This is a genomic window from Tahibacter harae (genome assembly GCF_024437735.1).
Taxonomy (GTDB): Bacteria; Pseudomonadota; Gammaproteobacteria; order Xanthomonadales; family Rhodanobacteraceae; genus Tahibacter; species Tahibacter harae.
Genome location: NZ_JANFQO010000027.1, coordinates 60620 through 79938, shown reverse-complemented (window position 1 = coordinate 79938; position 19319 = coordinate 60620). Strand labels below are relative to the sequence as shown.

General features: G+C 68.4%; 17 protein-coding genes. 9 read left to right on the top strand and 8 right to left on the bottom strand.

Features of this window, described 5'->3' with window-relative positions; translation table 11 throughout:
* From NM961_RS21535 to NM961_RS21505, 7 genes are all read left to right on the top strand, one after another.
* A partial coding sequence (locus NM961_RS21535) for a transposase (RefSeq protein WP_255916493.1) occupies window positions 1-110 on the top strand: 110 nt, incomplete at its 5' end.
* Window positions 111-381: 271 nt separating this feature from the next.
* Complete coding sequence (locus NM961_RS21530; protein WP_255916491.1) at window positions 382-804, top strand: hypothetical protein; 423 nt, start codon at window positions 382-384, stop codon at window positions 802-804.
* 269 nt (window positions 805-1073) lie between these two features.
* On the top strand, window positions 1074-3932 hold the full coding sequence (gene glnE, locus NM961_RS21525; protein WP_255916490.1) for a bifunctional [glutamate--ammonia ligase]-adenylyl-L-tyrosine phosphorylase/[glutamate--ammonia-ligase] adenylyltransferase: 2859 nt from the start codon (window positions 1074-1076) through the stop codon (window positions 3930-3932).
* A gap of 468 nt (window positions 3933-4400) precedes the next feature.
* Complete coding sequence (locus tag NM961_RS21520; RefSeq protein ID WP_255916489.1) at window positions 4401-4703, top strand: hypothetical protein; 303 nt, start codon at window positions 4401-4403, stop codon at window positions 4701-4703.
* A gap of 325 nt (window positions 4704-5028) precedes the next feature.
* On the top strand, window positions 5029-7194 hold the full coding sequence (locus NM961_RS21515; RefSeq protein WP_255916488.1) for a hypothetical protein: 2166 nt from the start codon (window positions 5029-5031) through the stop codon (window positions 7192-7194).
* 81 nt (window positions 7195-7275) lie between these two features.
* Window positions 7276-7440 carry a hypothetical protein gene (locus NM961_RS21510; protein ID WP_255916487.1) on the top strand — a complete coding sequence of 55 codons (165 nt, stop codon included), beginning with the start codon at window positions 7276-7278 and terminating at the stop codon, window positions 7438-7440.
* Entirely contained in the window at window positions 7437-8123 is a 687-nt protein-coding gene (locus NM961_RS21505) for a GNAT family N-acetyltransferase (protein ID WP_255916486.1), read from the top strand. The genes NM961_RS21510 and NM961_RS21505 overlap by 4 nt, the downstream gene beginning before the upstream one ends.
* 271 nt (window positions 8124-8394) lie before the next feature.
* On the opposite strand, the gene NM961_RS21500 is transcribed toward NM961_RS21505, so the two are convergent.
* The 3 genes from NM961_RS21500 to NM961_RS21490 all read right to left on the bottom strand — a co-directional run bounded on the left by NM961_RS21500 (window position 8395) and on the right by NM961_RS21490 (window position 10252).
* Window positions 8395-8970 (bottom strand): ECF-type sigma factor, encoded by a 576-nt coding sequence (locus tag NM961_RS21500; RefSeq protein ID WP_255916485.1) that lies wholly within the window; start codon window positions 8968-8970, stop codon window positions 8395-8397.
* Between the two features lie 231 nt (window positions 8971-9201).
* On the bottom strand, window positions 9202-9627 hold the full coding sequence (locus tag NM961_RS21495) for an organic hydroperoxide resistance protein (protein ID WP_255916484.1): 426 nt from the start codon (window positions 9625-9627) through the stop codon (window positions 9202-9204).
* 148 nt (window positions 9628-9775) lie between these two features.
* Window positions 9776-10252, bottom strand: coding sequence for a MarR family winged helix-turn-helix transcriptional regulator (locus NM961_RS21490; RefSeq protein ID WP_255916483.1), 477 nt, complete (start codon window positions 10250-10252; stop codon window positions 9776-9778).
* A gap of 215 nt (window positions 10253-10467) precedes the next feature.
* Here NM961_RS21490 and NM961_RS21485 point away from each other — a divergent pair, with 215 nt between their 5' ends.
* Window positions 10468-10812 (top strand): cupin domain-containing protein, encoded by a 345-nt coding sequence (locus NM961_RS21485; RefSeq protein WP_255916482.1) that lies wholly within the window; start codon window positions 10468-10470, stop codon window positions 10810-10812.
* 109 nt (window positions 10813-10921) lie between these two features.
* Here the strand turns inward: NM961_RS21485 and NM961_RS21480 are convergent, their stop codons facing one another.
* Window positions 10922-11686 (bottom strand): nucleotidyltransferase domain-containing protein, encoded by a 765-nt coding sequence (locus tag NM961_RS21480; RefSeq protein WP_255916481.1) that lies wholly within the window; start codon window positions 11684-11686, stop codon window positions 10922-10924.
* A complete protein-coding gene (locus NM961_RS21475) occupies window positions 11677-12774 on the bottom strand; it encodes a DNA polymerase beta superfamily protein (protein ID WP_255916480.1) in 1098 nt (365 codons plus the stop codon). The genes NM961_RS21480 and NM961_RS21475 overlap by 10 nt, the downstream gene beginning before the upstream one ends.
* A 331-nt stretch (window positions 12775-13105) precedes the next feature.
* On the opposite strand from NM961_RS21475, the gene NM961_RS21470 reads away from it, so the two are divergent.
* Window positions 13106-13651 (top strand): hypothetical protein, encoded by a 546-nt coding sequence (locus tag NM961_RS21470; protein WP_255916479.1) that lies wholly within the window; start codon window positions 13106-13108, stop codon window positions 13649-13651.
* A gap of 134 nt (window positions 13652-13785) precedes the next feature.
* Here NM961_RS21470 and tagF read toward each other — a convergent pair whose 3' ends face one another.
* From tagF to NM961_RS21455, 3 genes are read right to left on the bottom strand one after another with little or no spacing between them, the layout of a single operon-like run.
* Window positions 13786-14382: a type VI secretion system-associated protein TagF gene (gene tagF / locus NM961_RS21465; protein ID WP_255916478.1), complete on the bottom strand. Its 597-nt coding sequence runs from the start codon at window positions 14380-14382 to the stop codon at window positions 13786-13788.
* Complete coding sequence (gene tssM, locus NM961_RS21460; protein WP_255916477.1) at window positions 14382-17978, bottom strand: type VI secretion system membrane subunit TssM; 3597 nt, start codon at window positions 17976-17978, stop codon at window positions 14382-14384. Before tssM ends, tagF begins: the two co-directional genes overlap by 1 nt.
* Window positions 17978-19267 (bottom strand): DotU family type VI secretion system protein, encoded by a 1290-nt coding sequence (locus NM961_RS21455; protein ID WP_255916476.1) that lies wholly within the window; start codon window positions 19265-19267, stop codon window positions 17978-17980. The genes tssM and NM961_RS21455 overlap by 1 nt, the downstream gene beginning before the upstream one ends.
* Window positions 19268-19319 lie beyond the last annotated feature (52 nt).

The window sequence follows — 19319 nt, the reverse complement described above, 5'->3', positions numbered from 1 at the left end:
TCGAAGGCATCAACAACCGCATCAAGGTCATCAAGCGCATCGCCTACGGCTTCCGGGACGATGCTTACTTCTTCCTTAAAATCCGCGCCGCCTTCCCCGGTAATGGGTGAAGAACCTTTTTTTTTTTTGTGCCGCGATTCTCCATGTGTGGCTGGCGTTTCTTCACCAAGCGAAATTTGCATATGTTTTATTTGGAATCATTGCGCTTGGCCGGCGCGGCGCGCAGGCCCGGCGGGTCCTGCGCCTGCTTTTCACGCCGCTGAACATGGCAGATACAGGCTCGACGGCAGGGCTGTGTTTTTGCGCGGGCATTCACGCGGGCGGTGACACCCTTTTCGCGGCGCAAGCGTTTTGTGCCTCCACGACACGCAGGAGTCCGCCATGAAACTGCCCCGTCTGCTTCTGATCTCGCTGGCCGCGCTCGCGGCCGTGAACGTCGCCGATGCGCGCGACTATCCGCGCGACCGCGACGACAACCCGCCGGGCCCGCGCGGCGGTCCCGGCACCAACTGGGAAAACCCGCCGGGCTGGCGCGGCGGTCCGGGCGCCTCGCCGGATCATCGTTTCTACCGCCACGGCAGGGAGCGGATCCGCTTCGTGCTGCGCGATGACGGCTACTACTTCAACGACCGCTACGGCTACTGGCATCCGCGCTACGGTTTCTGGAACCAGAGCCGCCGCTGCTGGAATGACCGCGACGACAATCCGCCGGGCCCGCGCGGCGGCCCGGGCACGAACTGGGAAAACCCGCCGGGTCCGCGCGGCGGTCCGGGCGCCAGCCCTGATCGCTTCGGCAGCTGCTGACTGCGGCGAAGCCGGCCCGGCCGCGGGATGAAGCGGCCGGGCCGGTTCATGCGGTACAGCCGCCGGACTGCCCGCACCGTTTGCCGGTGCAGCGCTGCGGCGGGACGGACAGGGCGGCAGGAACCCCGGGATGCGGCGTGCCGGTCGGAGCGTGATGCGGCACGGCAGGTTGCTCCAGCTTTCCGCCGCCGCCGCGCCACGGGCATGGCTGCGAGGCCTGCCGCCGATGCCGAGCAATTCCGTCGCGAATCTGTTTGAATCGGCGGCCCATGACCGCCGCCGCCTCCTTCGCCGATTTCCTCGAAAGCCGCTACGCGCATCTGCTGGCGCGCTGCCGCGAAGCCCATGTGCCGTTCTACGACGACGCCGGCGTGGCCGAGCAGCTGCAGCGCGTACTGCTGGCCAGCGACTTCGCCTATGACTGCTTCTCGCGCGATCCAGCGTTGCTCGCGCCCGAGGCGCTGATGCTGATGAGCGATCCGCGCCCGGCCGATGCGCGGGTCTGGCAGCTCGATCCCGGCGAGCGCGACGAGGCGCGCCAGATGATGCTGCTGCGGCGCTTCCGCAAGCGCGAGGCGCTGCGCCTGATCTGGCGCGATGTGAACGGCCTGGACGAAGTCGCCGACACCCTGGCCGGCTCCACCGCGCTGGCCGAGACCTGCATCGAATCCGCGCTGCGCTACGCCGAAGCGCACCTGGGCGCGCGTCACGGCCTGCCGCGCGACAGCCAGGGCCGCGCCCAGCGCCTGGTGGTGCTGGGCCTGGGCAAGCTCGGCGGCGGCGAGCTGAATTTTTCCTCCGACGTGGACCTGATCCTGGCCTATGCCGAGAACGGCCAGACCGACGGCTCCCGCGTGGTCGACAACGAAGCTTTCTTCGCCCGCCTGGGCCAGCAGATGGTCAAGCTGCTGGCCGAAGTCAGCGTGGACGGCTACGTGTATCGCGTCGACCTGCGCCTGCGTCCGTTCGGCAACGCCGGCCGGGTCGCACTGTCGTTCGCGGCGATGGAGCAGTACTACCAGCGCGAAGGCCGCAACTGGGAACGCTATGCCTGGATCAAGGCGCGGCCGGTGGCGGGCGACCTGGCCGCCGGCAAGCGCCTGTGCGAAGCGCTGCGGCCCTTCGTCTACCGGCGCTACCTCGACTACACCGCCTTCGCCGGGCTGCGCGAGATGAAGGCGCTGATCGACGCGGAAGTGGTGCGCAAGGACCTCACCGACAATCTCAAGCTCGGCCCCGGCGGCATCCGCGAGATCGAGTTCATTGTGCAATTGTTGCAGATGATACGCGGCGGCCGCGAACCCAGCCTGCGCGTGCGCGGCCTGCTGCCGGCGCTGGCCGCCTGCGAGCAGCTCGGCGTGCTGGAAAAGGCCCGCGCCCAGACCCTGCGCCGCGCCTACCTGTTCCTGCGCCGGGCCGAAAACCGCGTGCAGATGCTGCGCGACGAACAGACCCACGACCTGCCCGCCGACGCGCGCCTGGTGCAACGCATCGCCTGCGGCCTGGGCCATGCCGACACCGCCGCGTTCCAGCGCGCGCTGGCGCACGAGCGCGAGGCCGTGGCGGAGGAATTCCGCAACCTGCTCGCGCCGCTGGACAGCGCCGCGGCGCCGTCTACGCCGGACAGCTGGATCCAGCTCTGGCGCAGCCTGGACCGCGACGGCGGCGAAGCGCGCGAACTGGCCGCCGCCGGCTTCCAGCCGGCCGAGCCGGTGCGCGAGGCCCTGCTCGGCCTGACTCGCTCGCCCGCCGTGCGCAGTATGGCCAACAGCTCGCGCGAACGCTTCGACCGCCTGATGCCGCAACTGCTGCAGGCCGCCGCGCAGAGCCGCGCGCCGGCCGCCTGCCTGGAACGCCTGGTGCGCCTGCTGCACGCCATCGTGCGCCGCGCCGCCTATCTGGTGCTGCTGGATGAACAGGCCGGCGCGCGCCGGCGCCTGATCGCATTGTTCGCCGACAGCGCCTGGCTGGCCGAGCGCGTCATCGCCCATCCCCTGCTGATCGACGACCTGTTCGATCCGCGCCTGGACGCCGTGCCAGTGGACCGCAGCGCGATCGAATCCGAGATCGCCCGCCGCGTGGCCACGCTGGACGCAGCCACGCCTGATCCCGAAGCCGAGATCGAGCTGCTGCAGGAACTGAAGCACAGTCTCGGTTTTCGCCTGGGGCTGGCCTTTCTGGGCAAGCGCGCCGACGCCGTGTCCACGTCGCGCCGCCTCGCCGTGCTGGCCGAAACCATCGTCGCCACCGTGCTGGCCCAGGCCGAACGCGACGCCCTGCGCCAGCACGGCCGCCTGCCCGGCCATATCGGCAATGGCAGCGGCCTGGCCATCGTCGGCTATGGCTCGCTGGGTGCGGCCGAACTCGGCTTCGCTTCCGATCTCGACCTCGTCTTCCTCTACGACGAGGCCCTGGGCCAGGTCGAAAGCGACGGCCCCAAGCCGCTGGACGGCCAGCGCTACTACGCGCGCATCGCCCAGCGCGTAGTGCATCTGCTCACCACCATGACCCGCGCCGGCCGCCTGTACGAAGTCGACGTGCGCCTGCGCCCCGACGGCGGCAAGGGCCTGCTCGTCACCAGCGTGCAAGGTTTTGCCGACTACCAGCGCGAACGCGCCTGGACCTGGGAACACCAGGCCCTGGTGCGCTCGCGCCTGCTTGCCGGCGACGACGCGCTGGCCCGCCGTTTCGCCCAGGCCCGCGCCGCGGTGCTGGGCCTGCCGCGCGAACGCGAAGCCGTGTTCAGCCACGTCGCCACCATGCGCGCACGCTGGCGTGCGGAGCGCGACCGTTCCGATGCCGCCGTACTGGATCTCAAGCAGGGCGCCGGCGCCCTGCTCGATATCGAATTCCTGCTGCAGGCACTGGTACTCGCCCACGCCGCGCAGGTTCCCGCGCTGCTCGGCGCCAGCGACAGCAGCAAGCTGATCGCGCTCGCGGCGCAGCACGGGCTGTTGGGTGCGGAACAGGCGGCCAAGCTCGCCCGCGCACATGCGACCCTGCTTGATGCCGCCTTGACCTGCACACTGGATGCGAGACCGCGTATAGCCCCGCGCAGCGAAGCGCTGTGCGCCGCTGCCGAGGATGTGCTGGCGGTGGTGCGGGAGGTGGGGTTGGGGTTTGGGTGATTGGTGGGTTTTGAGGTTCGCGATTCGGGATTGCGGCCTATATTTGGATTCCTGCAAGTGATCCTTTGCCGCCCAGGACCGCCAGGTCGCCAGCGCGAGCCGGGCAGCTCTCCCCCTGGCGCGCTTGGAGAGAGGGTTCTCCGGCTTGCGAATTTGCTTTCCGGATTTGCCCGGCATCTTCGAATCCGCAACTTCCCGGCTTCAGGCTTTCCCGTCAGAAGGCCAAATTTCGATATGCATTCCGTTGCCTAATTTGCGCGGCAGTCCCCGCAACATCGCTCGTCCGCGTTGCATCTCCGGCCCTTCTCCCTGGCCAATGATGCAGTTCTTGCCGGCATCGCCCCTTTGCCCAACAAAACCGTCCCGCAGCGCATCTGATGATCGTGCCGGCGCAGACCGCGCCGGCGCACGATCGGCAGATCGAACGGTGTCGGCCCGCAGTCCGACGTGTACGCAGTGGAGGTCGTCATGAAAGCCCGTCTTTTCGCGCTTGCCCTGACCCTGTGCAGTACCACGGCCATGGCGCAGGCCACGATAGATCTCGATGTGCTGGCGGCCGAGTCCGGCCTGACCCAGCGCCAGCTCGGCATGCTGTTCGGCGCGCACGGCGCGTATTCGGAATTCCGCGCCTCCTACGTGCAGGTGCGGCGCAAGTTCACCGAATCGGTGGGGCGTGAGCGCTACGAGGCCCTGCTCGCGGTCTACAAGGCTCGCCAGGAAGGCCGCCAGGTTGCGGCCAGCGTGCTGCGCAAGGCGAAGTCGGACAGTTGAGCGCATCCGGCTTGCAGTGGTGCGCCGGACTGTTCCTGGAAATTCCTGCGCTTTTTCAGCGACGGTAATTGCGGCTGGACGGCGGTGGCGGTGCGGCTGTGGCGGTCGCACCGCGGCGGTTTGCACGGATAGCATCGCGACACGCCGCGCCGCTGCGGTATCGCGCACGGCCGTAGCGTCGCCGCCGGCGAGAAGACTGCACGACGGCGTCGCGACACGCCATGCCGTAACCTGTTGCGCCGGGGCCGCGGCACCGCCCCGGCGCCGGCTTCCGCCTTCGCCGCGCCTGGTGCATGCTGCGGCTCATTCAAGTCGGAGCCGCGCCGTGTCCAAGGGATTGCGTAGACTGGGCTGGATCCTGGTCGGCCTGTATGCCGTATACCTGCTGGCGGCCAACCTTTTCCTCAATGCGGGTTTCGGCCCCGGGCTGATCAACCGCAAGCCCGAACGTTTCCGTATGGAATGGGCGCATGGCCTGAGTCTCTACCCCGGCCAGGTGGTGCTGTGGCAGGCGCAGTTCCACGGTCATGCGCGGCGCATCCAGTGGTCGGCGCAGGCTGACAAGCTCAGCGGGCGCATCGCCCTGCTGCCGCTGCTGCGGCGGGAGCTGCAGGTGCCGTCGACCTGGGCCGAGCAGGTGCGCGGCAGTCTCGCCCTGGCCCACGAGCTGGCGCCGGCCGAGCCGCGGCCCGGCGGCTGGGTGCTGCGCTTCGACCGCATCGCGACGGAGAGCCTGCGCGGTGTGCGCTGGGACGATTACGAACTCGACGTGGCCGGCGCCGGCAAGGCGGAGTTCGGCCTGTGGAAGCAGCTGCGCGGCGGCGCGCTGGAGATCTTTCCCAGCCGTGCCCAGCTGCAGCAGGCGCGGCTGCGTCATGGCGATGTCGAATGGCTGCAGCAGGCCGCGCTGGAAGTCGTGTTCACCCTGCCGCGGCATACGCGCGAACAGGCTGCGGGCTGGCACCGGCTGGCGCTGGCCACGCTAGGGCTTCAGCTCGACGGCGCGCTGCCGGCGTTCGCGGTGCATATGGACGAGGAACCGCGCTGGCGCGGTGCGGTGCGCAATGCCGGCGGCGGCCGCGTGCAGGCACAACTGGTGCTGCACCAGGGCGTGCTGCAGCACGGCGGACGCATGGAACTGCTGCTGCCGCTGCAGGCCAGCGACGCGGCCGGGCGCCACTGGACGCAGCAGGCCAGGCTGGATCTGCACGTGGCCGACACCATCAATCTCAAGCTCGACATGCCGCCGCCGCCGGCCGGCAGCGGCCGCATCGCGGCCGAGCTGCGCATCGCCGGGCGCGAGCTGATCCCGCACGACAAGGCGCCGCCGCTGCTGCCGCGCCTGTCCGGCCTGGTCGATCTGCAATGGCGCTTCGATTCGCTGGCCTGGCTGGGGCCGGTGCTGGCCAAGGCGCAGTGGCTGCAGCTGGACGGCGCCGGCGAAGTGAATGCGCATGTGCTGGTCGATGCGGGCCGCATCGCCGCGGGCAGCCGCCTGAGCATTCCCGATGTGGCCGTGCAGGCCGATGTGCAGGGCCAGCGCTTCACCGGCCGCGCCCGCGCCGACGGTCGCGTCGACAGCGAGAACGGCGAGCTGCGTCCGCGCGTGGACATCGGCATCAGTCAGTTCCAGGTCGCCGGCGTGCAGACGCCGCAGCAGGCCATGGTGCGCGGGCGCGATCTTAAGCTGGAGCTGCGCTCCACCGGCCGCGTGATCGAGTTTCGCGATTCGCTGCGCGCGCGGCTGCTGTTCGAGCGCGCCGACGTGCCCGACCTGCGCGCCCTCAATCCTTTCCTGCCCGGCGCGGCGCTGCGCTTCCTCGGCGGCCGCGGCCAGCTCGGCGGCGATCTGCAACTGGACGCGGTCGGCAAGGTCGGTACTGGCAAGCTCGCGATCCAGGCGCGGCAGGCCCAGCTCGCGGCGAACGATCTCGAATTCGCCGGCGATGTGACGGTCGCTGCGAAAGTCTCGCGGGTGGATCTGGTGCGCGACGAGTTCGTGCTGGACGGCAGCACCCTGGGCTTGCGCAAGGTCAAGGTCAGCGATCCGGAACGCGCCACGGCGGGCGACTGGTGGGCGGACATCCGCTTCGACCGCGGCCGCCTGCAATGGGGCGCGCCATTGCGCATCGACGCCGATGCCAGCGTGCGCATGAGCGACATCAGCCTGCTGCTGGCGCTGTATTCGCGGCACAAGGATTTCCCGCGCTGGGTGCCGCGCCTGCTCGACAAGGGCGAGGTCACCGCGTCCACGCGCGCGGCGGTGAAGGATGGCGCGGTGACGCTGGAGGATCTGGAAGTCAGCAACAACCGCTTCGATGTCAAGGCGCGCCTGCGCCTGGCCCAGCGCAAGGCCGAGGGCGATCTGTTCCTGCGCTGGGCCAAGCTGGGGCTGGGGCTTGAATTGAAACAGGGCGAGCGCAAGTTCCACCTGCTCAAGGCGGCCGAATGGTTCGAGCGGCAGCCGCGCCTGTTGCCGGCGTCACGCTGAGCGGCGCGATTGCGGCAAAATCGAGGGCCGAGCCGCCGGCAGGGATGCCGTCCCGTAGTTCAGCCAGATCCTGTTCCCGCCATGCGCAAACGAACCAGCAAACTGCGTCAACGTGTGATGGCCGCGCGCGCGCGCAGCCGCGATGCCCAGTTGCGCCGCCGGCGCGAGCGCCGCGGCGAAGGCCCCTCGGCGAACCTGCCCGCGAACCGGCTGCGCTTCGCCGGCAGCGACGAAGAATCGCCATGACCTCGCCGCTGGACAACCCGATCTGGCATTCGCTGCAAAGCCACCACGCGGCCCTGGGCCGCGCGGCCGGCGCTGCGGCGGGCTATGCGCCCGAGATCGCGCCCTTCGTCGGCGTGGGCAGCGCCGATGCTGCGGCCGGCGTGCAGCTGGCCGGCCTGCTGGGCGACCACGAGCCGTATTACCTGGTCGGCCTGGTGCCGCCGGCGGTGCCGGGCTGGCGCCTGGACGACCATGGCGTGATCGAGCAGATGGTCTGCGCCCGGCCGCCTGCGGTGCCCGATGGTGCCGATGTGTGCGAGCTGGGCGAGGCGCATATCGAGGACATGCTGGAACTCACCGGCCTGGTCTTCCCCGGCTATTTCCGCCACGACACCTTGCGCATGGGGCGCTACCTCGGCATCTACAGCGACGGCCGCCTGGCCGCGATGGCCGGCGAGCGCATGCACCTGCCTGGCTGGCGCGAGATCAGCGCGGTCTGCACCCATCCGGACCACGCCGGCCGCGGCCATGCCCAGCGCCTGGTCGCCCTGGTCACCTGCGGCGTGTTCGAGCGGGGCGAGCAGCCCTTCCTGCATGTGAGCCCGGGCAACGACCGCGCCAAGAAGGTCTATCTGCGGCTGGGTTATGCGGATCGCTGCACTGTGGCCTTGTACAGCCTGCATCGCGAAGGGGCGGCGGTTTGACGCGGCCGTAGCTGCAGTTCCGGATTACCGGGCCGCCTGTACGGCCGTGGACGACGCAGGCCGTCGGCGCCTGCGCGCCAGCTGCCGCCTTCTGCACGCAATGGCGAAGCCGCGATCAGCGCGTTGGCCGCCCGGGTCAGTACGGTTGCCGCCAGCGCCGCGCCTTCACCGCGCTTTTCCGGCCGGGACTGTGCGCACGGCAGCCTGACGATGAAGCTGCGCGGATCACGCTAGCGAGTTCGGTGCGGGTCATCCGTCCCGAGCGTCGCACTCATTCGCCATTGGCCAGCTCTTCGCGCAGCCAGGCGCGGGTGAAGCGCAGGTCGCGGTCCACCGTGGCCAGCGACACCTCCAGCACCGCCGCGATCTGCTGCCGGTCCAGGCCGCCAAAATGGGCCAGGTGCAGCACCTGGGCGCCGCGCGGATCCAGCGCCTCCAGCCGCAGCAGGGCCTGGTCCAGCGCGAGCAGGTCGGCGGCCATGGAGGCTTCGCCCGCGTCGGCCTGGGACAAGGTCACGTAGACCGGCCGCCCGCCTCGCTTGGCCGCCTGGCGCGCCCGCGCGTGGTCGACCAGGGCCGAGCGTATGAACAGCGACATGCTGGCGAAGAAGTGCGCGCGGTTCTTCCAGTCCATCGGCGCCTCGGCCACGCGCAGCACGGCATCGTGCAGCAGGTCGGTCGGCGTCAGGGTCAGGTCGCTGCCCGACTGGTGCAGGCGCTGTGCGGCGATCTGTTTCAGCTGCGCGTAGACCTGGTCTATGACCTGCTTGAACGCCGCGCCTTCGCCGCGTTTCCAGGACAACAGCAATTCGGTCAGCGCAGGGCCGCTGCGCGGCTCGGTCGACATGGGTGGGTTTCCGCCGGAGACAGGGCGAGTGTACGGCCGGACGCGAGTCAACGGCGCGCGGCGCCGCGATTTATGCGCGGGCGGGGCGGCATGCGGCGGCAACAGCATGCGGCGTCTGGCGGAATGCGTGACGGTTCCGGCGCTGGCGCGGCGGTGGTCGGCGCGCGTGCCGCTGCCGCGATGAACTGCGACAGCGCCGGACCTGGGCCGGCGCTGTCGGGAAAGCAGGGATCAGACGACCGTCAGCGTGACGTCGATATTGCCGCGCGTCGCATTCGAATACGGGCAGACCTGGTGAGCCTTTTCCACCAGCGCCTCGGCCTGTTCGCGCGGCATGCCGGGAATGGAGATCTTCAGTTCGACCTCGATACCGAAGCCCTGCGGTATCTGGCCGATGCCGACCAGGCCTTCGATGCTGGTGTCGGCGGGCAGGGCGATCTTCTGCTGGCCGGCGACGAACTTCATCGCGCCGATGAAGCAGGCCGAGTAGCCGGCCGCGAACAGCTGTTCCGGGTTGGTGCCGGGGCCGCCGGCACCGCCGAGTTCGCGCGGGGTGGACAGCTTCACGTTCAGGGCGTTGTCGTCGGAGCTGGCCTGGCCTTCGCGGCCGCCGGTGGCCTTGGCCTGGGCGCGGTAGAGAACAGTGGCGATGGACATGGTGGTTTTCCTCTCTGCGGTGGTTGGTGGACGGCTCCGCGACAGCAGTCATGCCGGCGGCGGATACGTGGTTGCTGTATTGGATCGTTGGCTAGTAAATCGTGTACTACTTTTTATTCGGCTCCAAGGGCTTAGCCCGGCCCGCAATTCATTCCTCCGGATCGCCGGCGCGGACCAGCTTGTCGCGCAGTGTTTCCAGTTCCTGCTTGATCGACTTCAGCTCGCCCAGGCTGCAATCCGCCGCGCACAGCACCGCCGGCGGAACCTGCTGCGCTTTGTGCCGCAGCTGGCGGCCGGTGGCGGTCAGGCCGACCAGCACCTGGCGCTCGTCCTCGGCGGCGCGGGTGCGCGTGACCAGGCCGGCAGCCTCCAGGCGTTTGAGCAGCGGCGTCAGCGTGGCCGAATCCAGGTACAGCCGCTCGCCTATGGCTGAAACCGTCTGGTCTTCCTGCTCCCACAGCACCAGCATGACCAGATACTGCGGATACGTCAGCTCCAGCGCCTTCAGCAGCGGCCTGTACACCTTGTGCATGGCCAGGTTGGCCGAATACAGGGCGAAGCAGAGTTGCTGGTCCAGCAACAGCTGGCTGGCGGCGGCGTTCTTGCTGGCGGTGCGGGTCTTCATGGGGTGAATGATACGTAGCGCGCTATTTAATTGCAAGCTACTTTGGTAGGGACGGGCGTGGCTGCCTGGACCGTAGCTTCGGGCAAGAATCTCCCGCACGCCTCCGGGCGTATGCGCAAAAGGAATCTGGCGCATTCGAGCACGCAAGCCGCTCGACAAGAATTTTTCGCGGAGTCTGCGAAAACAGGTCCGGCGTGGTGAGCCGGAGAGGAAAAATGAAACACAAGCTCTGCCGTTTCGGCAAGGGATTCCGCGTCGCCTTCGATCTGCGCAAGGCCCAGGCCGCGGAAATGGTGCTGGCGCCGGGAGACAGCGAAGGCGGGCCGGACAATCGCCATCGCGCGGCGGACCAGTGGCTGTTCGTGCTGGCCGGCAGCGGCCTGGCCATCGTCGACGGCGTGCGCCAGCGGCTCAAGGCCGGCAGCCTTGTCGTGATCGAGCGCGGCGAGCGGCACGAGATACGCAACACCGGACGCACCTTGCTGCGCACACTGAATTTCTACACGCCGCCGGCGTATCGCGCGGATGGCGAGCCGTTGCCGGCCGGCCGCAAGCGTTGATGCCTGCGGCGGGACGTCAGCGATGGCATGGCGGATCGGCTGGCGTGTCCGCTACCGTTGTATTGCAAGCGGCGGATGCCGATGCGCTGTGCCGCCGCTGCCCGCCGGGTTAGAAACAGAACGCCGCCAGCAGCGCATCCAGCTCGCCGTTGTCCACCTCGCGCTTGCGCGCGAGCGAGGGGCCTATGCGCGTGAAATGCTCCAGCTGCTGCTGCATCCAGTGCTTCAGCGCCGGGTCCAGCGCTTCGCTGTCGCCTTCGGAGGCCAGCAGTTTGCGGCGCTGCAATTCGTTGATGGTGCCGCGCTCGTCCGCATCAACCCAGTCGGCCGCGACCAGCTCGGCAAAGGCGGTCGGCGGCTGGCTGGCGGCGTGTTCGATCCAGCGGCAGGCGAGGATGGGCCGCAGGAAATAGAACACTTTCTTCAGGCGTACGGCCTCGCCGGCGAGATGATCGTTGAAGGTGGTGCGGGCAGTGCCCAGGTAGTGGTGCAGGGCCGCCGCCGGCTGGAAGTACTGCGGCAGCAGTTCGCGCAGGCGGCCGGTGAAGGCGGCGTCCTCGCGGTAAATGATGGGCGATCCCAGCCATTCATACGGGGCGACGTTGCAGCGCGTGTATAGGCGCAGGGCCTTGCGCAAGTCCCAGCCGCTGAGGTCCAGGTCGCCGGGGAGCATGCGCTCGATCACGTCGCGGCCTTCGAATACGCGCAGATACCAGTCGCGCGGATGGGCGTAGACGAAGCGCACATCGTAGTCGCTGTCGGGCGAGGCAAAGCCCCAGGCGCGGCTGCCGGATTCCGCGGCGAGCAGTACGCGGACGCCGCGTTCGGCTTCCACTTGCGTGAGTGCATCGAGAATGGCGGGCGTCATCGGCATCGGTGTTCCCAGTGCAGGGTCAGCCGCCGCAGCAGCGCGCTGGCGGCGGCGGGATCGGTTTCCTCGGGCAGTGCGGCCCGCGGCTTGAGCTGTTCGCAGTCGGCGACGATATCCTGCGCCATCTGCATGATCTCTTCGTAGCGGTAACGGCCGGTGCGGATATCGCACAGCAGCTGCAGCGCCTCGCCTTCCACGCGCACCAGCGGCGCGCCGCGTTCGAGTATGGATTTGCCGGACAGCAGCAGGCGTATGGTGTGCATCAGGTTCTTGGCGTCGTAGTCCAGCTCGCCGTTCTCCTGCTGCTGCCAGCGCGCCGCGTTGCGTTCGCGCCGCCAGGTCCAGTAGTTCTGATGATCGATCAGGGCCTGTTTCCAGGCGTGCTCGTTGTACAGCAGCAGGCCGATGAAGCGTATCTGTTCGTCGTCGGCCGGTATCGGCTCGCAGGCGATCACGTCGCCGCGGAATACGCCGCGCGCAGCCGGGCCATAGTGATAAAGGCGATAGGCTTCGCGCGCGTGTTCCAGGCGCGCGGCGTGGCATTCGGCCAGGTCCACGCCGCTGCCGCGCAGCGGCTGCGGACGGAACGGCGCGCCGGCGACGGAGAAGCGTTCGCGCAGTACAAGGTGGCAATAGTCCTCTTTCTGCGGCGGCTCGGCCGGCTTGGGCTGGTTGATCCACTTGTTCTGGCCGCGCGCTTTCCTGATCTGGCTGAAGGCGTAGCCGATATGCGTATCGGCGCAGCGGCGGCTGATGAAGAGTTCGCGCGAACGTTCCAGCTCGGCCATTTCCGGTTCGCGCCGGCGTACGCAGTCGGGCGGCATGTACAGCAGTTCCAGCAGGCTGGGATTGGCCGCGCTCAGCAACTCGATGCAGCGGCGCAGGCTGTAGTAAACAATGTTGTTGCGCGCATCGCTGATCTGAGGCGGCGGTGCGGCCAAGTCCAGATAGCTGGCGGCAGGCAGGACGAACAGGCCGCGGATGTCCTCGTCGCTGGCGGCGTTGGCCGTGCCGTAGGCGCGGCTGCCGGCTACGCATTCAAAGAGGATGCAATCGGCGGCTGGATGGTCGGGGCTGTACTCGGTATTCACGGCGGCGGCCGGTGGCGCTGGCGGGACGGCCAGCCGCGCAGTTTAGGTGTGGGCTGGACGGCTGTCGATGTGGGGTTGTTCCGGGGCGGGAGGCACAGACGGCCGCTGCCGGCTGCTGTTGCGTGCAACCAGTGCAAGCCGCAGGGCAAAACCGTGCATCGCAGCCGAAAGGTGATGCAGTTGGCACCTGTTCGCGCACAGACTGCGAAGTGGTCGCAGGGTCCTGCGACGGCGCATCCGTATCATCCGTGTCGGGGAATCGCAGGAGGCGTGGGAGATTGTGGTGAAGTCAGGAAAGTATCGTCATATACCTGTGCTGCGGTGTGATCGGATGCGGCCGTGGCCGGCATCCCTGGCCCTGGCGGCGCTGCTCGCGCTGGCCTGTGCGCCGATGGTTTCCGCGGCCGGCGCGGATGCGGCTTCCGGCGGCCGTGGTGCCGCGGCATCGCGTTCCGGCGCGGCCGCCTCGACCCTGGCCCTGGTGATCGTCGGCGATGCGGCCATCGCCGCGCCGGCCCGCGATGTGATCGGCGCCTATGCGCAGGAACACGGCTTCCACGTCATCGAGGCGCGCGAACCCGGCGGTGAGGGCGACCGCCGCCCCGACCCGCGCCCGTTCGCACGCAAGGCCGCCGCGGTGTTCTATATCGAGGCGATGCCCGTGGGCGCGACCGAGGTCGAGTATTACGGCAACGTATCCACGCTCTACAGCGTACAGATGGCGCTGAGCGCCTACCGCTCCGGCGACGGCAGCCTGCTGTGGCGCATGCCGGCCCAGTCGGTGGACTTCACGGCGCTGAATGCGCGCGAGAAGGCGGAGGAAACGGTGGAGCCGCTGCTGGCGGAGATTGGGCAGGAGTTGCGGCGGCTGAGGTGAGGGGCGAATTCGGGTTTCGTGGGAAGTGTGCGGCGGAATCTGAGATTGTCCGGCGAGTGAGCTTGCCGGATTCCGGCGGGAAAAAACGGGAAACTCCCTCTCCCCAAGCCCCGGGGGAGAGGGCTTTATCCGGCTCAATGCCCGAACAAGCGCAAGAACAAATCCGCATCCGGCCGTCCGCGATGATTCACTTCGCGCAGCGGCATGTACTGCGTACGTTCGGACCACCAGATCGACTTGTCGCCGTAGGCGTTGAAATCGTCCAGGCTGAGGATGCGGCGCCAGTCTTCGGCGTCGTTGATGGCGGGATCCTGCAGCAGGCTCAGCGCGGCCTCGGCGTCGAGCTGCTGGTGCAGCACGCCGGGCATGACCTGGGCGATGCGCGACATGCGCCGCCACAGCAGGGTGGCTTCGGCCAACGGGTCCAGGGCGATCGGGGCGAACGCGATCATGGGGAAATAGCGGCCGACGCGGTCCACGCTGGGCATCAGCACGCCGCATAGCGGGGCGGGACTCCAGATGCCGGCGGGCAGCACGAACTGCCACACCGGCGACACCAGATAGCTGTCCAGCCAGCTTTCGGAAATGGAGCGCAGGGTGAACAGGCCCTGCTGCATCCATTCGTCGGCCAGGCCCACCTGCTCGCGCGGCAGCGAGCGGGTGACGAAGTCGCCGAGCGCGGGAATCTTGCCGAAGAAACCGAACTCCGCGATCACCGAGGCCGCGAACATCAGATGCGGCCCGGGCAGGAAAAGCTGACCATTTCGCGCAGGCGGAACGGGTTCTGCACGCTGCTGGCGGTCACTTCGAGCACGATGCGCTTGCCGTGGATCAGCAGCGCGGCGATGAAGCGCTCGGGGCCGGCGCCGGGACGGATCTCGCCTTCGTCGAACAGGCGGAACAGCGCCCAGGGACCGGACTTGACCATGTACTTCTCGCCGTCCTTGGCGCTGGCGGTGACGATGCGCACCTGGTTGGTCGCGCGCGGGCCGGGCCAGGTCGCGCGCTGCGGCACCTGCGGGCCGTGGGCGTAGCGGAACACCTGACCGTCCACGTCCAGGGTCATCTGCTCGATGGTCGCGTCCATCTCCAGCACCTTGAACTCGAAGGACAGGTCCATGGCCTTGCCGCCGGAGGGGAAGAACACGTCGCGGATGCGCGCGGCCTTCTGGAACGAGGTCAGCGGCACCTGCGCGCCGCCGGGCTGGCGCAGCACCCAGGTCGGGCCGGATACGTCGGCCATGGGGGCGAGGCGGCTGGTGAAGAAGCTGTCCATCATGCCGCCCTGGCCGAACATGCGCGAGAAGTCGGCCAGGGTGACTTCCTGCGTGGCCGAGCGTTCGAACGGATAGCGGCCCTGGATGGCGCGGCGGCAGAACTCGCCCAGCGAGCTGTCCAGTTCCCCGCCCAGGGTGCTGCGCATGCTGCCGTCGGCCTGGCGCGTGCCGCTTTCGGCCAGGTTCTCCAGCATCCCGCGCAGCGGCATGGGCAGCTGGCCGGCTTCGGCGCGCACGCGGTTGAGCACATCGGCATTGGGCACGCTGAGCGTGGTGCGGGTGGCCAGCGCAGCTTCGGTACCCGACAGGTTCATGTACAGCTCGTTGAAAAGCCGCATGACGTTTTCAATCGGCGGCGTGCCGCTGTCGGTGCGCACCAGGCGGCGGATCGGCTCGAAGCGGTCGTCGACGATGCGCTCCAGCCGTTCCTCCTTGCGCACCGCGGTCGGCACTACGGACGGGCCCAGGGTGCGGCGCAGATCGTCGGCAGCGGTGTTGACCTGGCGCTTGGCCTGGCCTAGCAGGGAGCCGTCGTTGGTGGTCTCGGGCTTGATCAGCGTGGTCTCGCGCGCGACCGCGCGCAGGAACTGGGCGATGGGCGAATCCGGCGCGGACAGGATGCGCGCGGTTTCTATGCTCTGCGACATCGAATTGCTGTTGACCAGACGGATATCGGCGAGATACGCCTCCCACAGGCCCACGTACTCGTGCAGGTACAGGCGCTTGAGGTCGCGCTGCAAGGCGCCTTCGGCCAGCGCTTCGAGCTGCTGCTGCGGACGCTGCGCGACGCGGTCCAGCACCCAGGCTTCCTCGGCTTCGAGCAGGCCCAGCACCGATTCGGCCTCGGGCAGGAACACGTTGTGGTAGCCGTGGAAGGTGAAGAGGCCCGGTATGCCCTTGGTCAGCGGTTCGCCGCTGGCACGGCGGAACACCAGGGTGGATTGCGGCCCGCCGGCTTCGGCCACGGTGAAGTCGCTGAGGCTGCCGTTGTTGAGGCGGTTTTTCAGGCGGCTGTAGGCGCGCTGGGCCAGCGAATAGCGCGCCAGCTGCTCGCGCTTCTGCTTGACCAGCTCCACGTCGACCGGGAAGGGCGAGGACACCGTATCCGCATCCAGCAGGCGCGACAGATGCGCGAACAGCTGGTCGCGCTGCTCCTGCGTGGCCGAGGCGGGCAGGCTGCGTTCCCAGTCCAGGCGCAGAAAGGCTTCCACGGTGGCGGAATCGTAGCGCTTGGGATCGCTGAGCATCAGATAGACCTTGAGCGTCTCGTAGGTCAGCTCAAGATTGTCCTCCGGCGTGGTGCGCAGCAGCTCTTCCAGGCGCCGCACGATGCGCGGCAGCAGGGCGCGTTCTATCGCCTTGCGGTAGGAATCCTGCGCGGCGGCGTCGAGCTTGCCGCCCTGGTACAGGCCATAGGTCAGGTTTACCGGCGGATCGCCGACGGTGAAGTCCGGGCCGTCGGCCAGCTTCACCAGTGCATTGAGGCCCGGCAGCAGTTCCAGCAGGGTGCCGCCTTCGCCCTTCTGCATGCTCTTGAGGTGGCCGTCGACCAGGGCAGTCTTGGAGTCGACGAAATCGATGTAGGTGTTGTTGCGCTTGTAGCTGACCGCCCAGCCGAGTATCGCCAGCGCCAGCAGCGCGATCACGCCCAGGTGCCCGGCGATGCTGAGCCAGCGCTCGCGCCGCTCGGCGCGGCGGTTGCGTCCGGCCAGATGGGCTTCGGGGAAGATGACCTTGTGCAGCAGGTCCTGCAGGAAGAAGCTCTTACCGCTCTTGGGCGTCTGCTGCAGCGAGACGCGGCCGTCGAAGCCCAGGCTGCGGTTGAGGCTGCCCAGCAGGCGGTCGAACGGCGTGCCTTCCTGCGTGCCGCTGGTGAAGTAGACGCCGCGCAGCATGGCCTTGGGCGCGAACTTGGAATCGGCGAACACGTTCTGCAGGAGCTGGCGCACCAGCGGCGTGAGGTTGGCGAAATGCTGCGGCAGGGTGTAGGCACGGGCGCGCCGGGCCGTGTCGCTTTCGCTGAGCATCAGCTCGGGCAGCTTGTCGAACACGCGCCGGGCCAGCGCGTCCATCTCGCTTTCCATCTGCTTGCCCAGCTGCTCGCGGTTGATCTCGCCGCCCAGCTGCAGGGGCAGGGTGAAGCCCCAGACCTGGGCGCGTTCTTCCTTGCTCAGGTTGGCGAAGTACTCGTTGAAGCCGCCGAGCAGGTCGACCTTGCTGACCAGCACGTAGATAGGGAAGGCGATGTTGAGGTTGTCGGTCAGCTCGTTCAGGCGCGCGCGGATGCGCGCGGCGTGGCGCACGCGCTCATCCTCGCTGGAGCTGAGCAGGTCGGCGACGGAGATGGTCAGGATGGCGCCGTTGAGCGGCTGGCGCGGGCGGAACTTCTTCAGCAGCTTGAGGAAGCCTTCCCACTCGGCCTTGTCGGCGACGGCGTCGCTTTCCTGCATGGTGTAGCGGCCGGCCGTGTCCAGCAGCACGGTCTCGTCGGCGAACCACCAGTCGCAGCTGCGCGTGCCGCCGACGCCGCGGATGCTTTCCTTGCCCATTTCCTCGGCCAGCGGGAAGCGCAGGCCGCTGTTGAGGAGAGCCGTGGTCTTGCCCGAACCCGGCGCGCCGATGAACACGTACCAGGGAATCTGGTACAGGTATTTCTGCCCGAACTGGGCGAACAGGCCGCCTTCCTTCTTGCCGCCGAAGCGGGTCTTCTTGAGCTGGCCCAGGGCGCGCTCGAAGTTCGCGCGCAGTTCGTCCAGCGCCGCGCGCGAAGGGTCGTCCGGCGGCGCCTTGGGATCGCGCAGGCCCATCACCGCGTCGATCAGGCGCGTGTTCATGCGCTGCTTGCGCCACACCCGCACCAGCAGGCGCAGCAGCAACAGCACCAGGATGCCGACGATGATCCATACGCGCACCATCACCGGCTCCAGCGGCCGGTAGTTGGCGAAGGCGAACAGCGGGCCCAGGTACCAGATCGCCAGGGCCAGGGCGACCAGGCCCAGGGCGATGAAGACGTAGCGGTTGAACAGCAGGGAGAACAGACGGCGCAACACTAGCGAACCTCCTTGTTCAGCTCGGCCGGCGAGGCGAATACCGTGATTTCGACGCGGCGGTTCTGCGCGCGTCCTGCCGGCGTGGTGTTGTCGGCGACCGGATCGGCTTCGCCGCGGCCCTCGATGGTGATGCGGCCGGGCGTGCGCACGGTGGTTTCCAGCTGGGCGGTGACGGCGCGGGCGCGTTCCTTGGACAGTTCCCAGTTGGACGGGAAGCGCACGCTGCGGATCGGGCGGTCATCGGTATGGCCGCTGACCAGGACGCGGCCCTTGACCTCGTTGATGGCCGCGGCGATGCGGTCGACGATGTCGCGGTATTGCGGCCGCATGGTGGCGCTGCCGGATTCGAACAGGCCGTCGCCGCGGATCACCACGGTGCTCTGCTCGGAGTTCTCCTTGACGAACACCAGGCCTTCGCGGATTTCCTTCTCCAGGAACTTGGAGAAGCGCAGCGGCGGCGGCGCGTCGCGCACCACTGGCGGCGGCGAGGGCAGCTTGAGCGCGCTGATGGCGAGGAAGCTCTTGTCCGAGCGCGCCGCCAGCCAGAACGACAGCAGCATGTAGACGCCCACGCCCAGCACCACGGCGAGTATGGCCGAGACCCATACCGGCACCATGCCCCAGATGCGCGGCAGCTCCGCCGCGTGGCCCTGCCAGTGCAGCGAGAGCGCGCGGTCGGGCACGCCGCGGCCGTTCTTGATGATGTCGGCCAGGCGGCGCTTGAGGTTCTCCAGCTGGCTCTGGCCGTTGGAGACGATGCGGTAGCGGCCCTCGAAGCCCAGCGCGATGCAGTAGTACATCAGTTCCAGCACGTCCAGGTGCTGCGAGGGCGACTGGGCCAGCTTGGCCAGCAGCTGGAAGAATTTCTCGCCGCCCCAGGTCTCGTTGTGGAAAGTGACCAGAAGTGAATTCTTGGACCAGGCGCCGGAGCCGCCCCAGGGCGTCTGCGCGGCGGCCTCGTCCAGCACGGTGCAGAGACAGTAGCGCGCGGCGACGATGTGCTCGGCCGGTACGCCCTGGGCCTTGGCGTTGGCGTCGAAGCGGCGGATCTCGTCGGCCAGGTAGTTCCTGAGCCGTTCCGGATCGGCGTTATGCACCAGGGTGCGGATCTGGTAGACCAGGTTGAGTATGGGGTTCGCCACCGCGATCAGCGGCGTGTTGCCCGAGGGGATTTCCGGCTCGTGCGACTGCCACACGGGCTGCGCGGCGCCCGACAGCGGAGCGGCGGCGCCGCCCGGGCTGGGCATCACGAAGGTGCGGTTGTTGCCGGCGTTGAACGAATTGGACATGGCGGTTCTGTCAGGGGGTCAGGACCATACATCTGTACTTCGCGGCCGGGCT